3 protein-coding genes are annotated in these 2,663 nt (G+C 75.5%); 1 reads left to right on the forward strand and 2 read right to left on the reverse strand.

Annotated features, from left to right (window positions below; translation table 11 throughout):
• Window positions 1-35 precede the first annotated feature (35 nt).
• Window positions 36-692, reverse strand: coding sequence for an RNA polymerase sigma factor SigE (gene sigE / locus CBZ_RS19175; RefSeq protein ID WP_130783050.1), 657 nt, complete (start codon window positions 690-692; stop codon window positions 36-38).
• Window positions 693-905: 213 nt separating this feature from the next.
• Here sigE and CBZ_RS19180 point away from each other — a divergent pair, with 213 nt between their 5' ends.
• Window positions 906-1,538, forward strand: a complete 633-nt coding sequence (locus CBZ_RS19180) for an O-methyltransferase (RefSeq protein ID WP_130783051.1) — start codon at window positions 906-908, stop codon at window positions 1,536-1,538.
• A 62-nt stretch (window positions 1,539-1,600) separates the two neighbouring features.
• On the opposite strand, the gene CBZ_RS19185 is transcribed toward CBZ_RS19180, so the two are convergent.
• Window positions 1,601-2,663, reverse strand: a 1,063-nt coding sequence (locus tag CBZ_RS19185; protein WP_130783052.1) for a leucyl aminopeptidase family protein, incomplete at its 5' end; no start/stop codon positions are given.

The following is a 2,663-nucleotide window of genomic DNA, read 5'->3' on the forward strand; positions in this document are numbered from 1 at the left end:
GTCGACGAGCGCGCTGATGCGGGAACCGAGGTGGCTCACCGGGCACGCTCCGGGAGGGCGGCGACGAGGCCGCCTGCGGTGGTCGCCGCACCGACGGTCGCCGCGGCGTCGGCCGTCTCCGCGGAGTCGCTCGTCCCGGCCTCGGACGCCGCGGCCACGGCGTCGGGCGCACGGTGGCCGAGCGACACGCGCAGACGGGCACGGGCACGGTGGATGCGGGAGCGCACGGTGCCGAGCTTGATCCCGAGGGTCACCGCGATCTCCTCGTACGACAGGCCCTCGATGTCGCAGAGCACGACGGCGGCCCGGTACTCGGGCGGCAGCTCGTCGAGCGCGCGCTGCACGTCGTGGTCGAGGTTGCCGTGCTCGTACGCCCGCTCGGGGCTGCCGAGCTGGTCGACCGACGCGAAGCGGTCCGCGTCGTCGCCCATCCCGTCCATGCGCACGCGCTGCTTGCGGCGCGCCTGGTCGAGGAACAGGTTCGTCGTGATGCGGTGCAGCCAGCCCTCGAACGTGCCGGGGGTGTACGTGTTGAGCGACCGGAACACCCGGACGAACGTCTCCTGGGTGAGGTCCTCGGCGTCGTGACGGTTGCCCGTCAGGCGGTACGCCAGCCGGTACACGCGCGCGGAGTGGTCCCGGACGATCTGCTCCCACGTCGGCGGCTGCCAGGCGGCCGGGGGCGTGGTCATCGTGTCGGGCTCCTTCGTGGTGGTCGAGCGGGGCACCAGTCTCCCAGGTCGTGCGGATGTGTTCGACTCGGTGCAACGCGCGTGGCGCCCGGGAAGTTCCGCGAGGCGGCCGGTCACGTCCCGGGGAGTGGTCCCGCGCACCGATAGGCTGACCGGGATCCCCCGCCCGACCCGCACCTGATCCGTCCTGAACTGCTCCAACGGGAGGCCGCCATCTCCACCGACAAGGCCCAGAGCTGGGTCTACTGCGAGGAGTTCCTCCCCGAGGACGACGTCCTGCTGCGGGCGCGTGAGCGAGCGGCGCAGCTCGGCTGCACGCCCGTGCTGCCCGGGTCGGGTGCCGCGCTGTCGGTCCTGGCCGCCGCGGCCGGCGCGCGTGCCGTCGTCGAGATCGGCACCGGTGCGGGCGTCGGCTCGCTCTACCTGCTGCGCGGCATGCCGGCCGACGGCGTCCTCACGACGATCGACCTCGAGGTCGAGCACCAGCGCGCCGCGAAGGAGGCGTTCGCCGAGGAGGGCGTGCGCGCCACGCGCACCCGGACCATCTCCGGCCGCGCGCTCGACGTCCTGCCGCGCCTCACCGACGGCGGCTACGACCTGGTGTTCGTCGACGCCGACAAGGGCTCCTACCCGGGGTACGTCGAGCAGGCCGTGCGGCTGCTGCGCCCCGGTGGCGTGCTGGCGGTCGACAACGCGCTCTGGCACGACCGGGTCGCGGACCCCGCGCGGCGCGACGAGACGACGACGACGATCCGCGAGGTCGGGCGCCTGGTGCGCGGCGACGACCGGCTCGTGCCGGCCCTGCTGCCGACGGGCGACGGGCTGCTGGTGGCCGTCCGCCGCTGAGCGCCTGCCGCGCAGGCCTGTCCGTGCAGCTCGGTCAGTGCAGGTCGGTCAGTGCAGGTCGGTCAGTGCAGGTCGGTCAGGTACTCCAGGAGCAGGCGCGCGCCGTACCCGGTGGCGCCCTCGGTGACCTCGTGCCGGTCGCCCGTCGACCGCGCCGGCCCCGCGATGTCGAGGTGCGCCCAGCGACGCTGCCCGACGAAGTGCTGCAGGAACAGCGCGGCGGTGATCGACCCGCCCCCGATCCGCCGGTCGGACGGGACGTGCCGCAGGTCCGCGACGTCGGAGCCGACGGCCTCCTCGTACTCGGCCACGAGCGGCATGGGCCAGGCGAGCTCGCCGGACCGCTCCCCCGCCGCGGCGAGCGCCTCGACCAGGTCGTCGTCGGTGCCGTAGAGGGCGGCGTGCTGCTTGCCGAGCCCGAGCGTGGCGGCACCCGTGAGGGTCGCGACGTCGAGCAGGACGTCCGGGTCGAGCTGCGCGTCGGCCCACGCGAGCGCGTCGGCGAGCACGAGCCGGCCCTCGGCGTCGGTGTTGGCGATCTCGACCGTCGTCCCGCCGAACAGCGTGAGGACGTCGCCCGGCCGGTAGGACGCGGCGCCCACGTGGTTCTCCGCGAGCGGCAGGACGGCCGTCACGCGGTGCGCGACCCCGGCCTCGGCGGCGGCGAGGACCGTCGCGAGCGCCACGGCGGCGCCCGTCATGTCGGTCTTCATGGGGACCATCGCCTCGCGCGGCTTGATGGACAGGCCGCCCGTGTCGTAGGTGATGCCCTTGCCCACGACGACGACGTGCCGGGTGCCCGACGCGGACGCGGTGGCGGGCGTGTAGGCGACGGTGACGAGCCGGGGCGGAGACGCGGAGCCCGCGCCCACGGCGAGGATCCCGCCGAAGCCCTGCGCGGCCAGCTCGCGGGGCCCGCGCACGGTCACGTCGAGCCCGGCGCGGCGGCCGAGCCGTCGGGCCTGGTCGGCGACCCACGCGGGGTCCTTGATGCTCGACGGCGTCGCGGCGAGGTCGCGCGCGAGCCAGGTCGCCCGCGCGGCGGCCCGGCCGAGGGCCACCGCGGCGCCCACGCGCGTGCCGTCGCGGCCGAGCAGCACCAGGGGTGCGGGCTCGGGGTCGGGG

The organism is Cellulomonas biazotea (assembly GCF_004306155.1).
GTDB classification, from domain to species: domain Bacteria; phylum Actinomycetota; class Actinomycetes; order Actinomycetales; family Cellulomonadaceae; genus Cellulomonas; species Cellulomonas biazotea.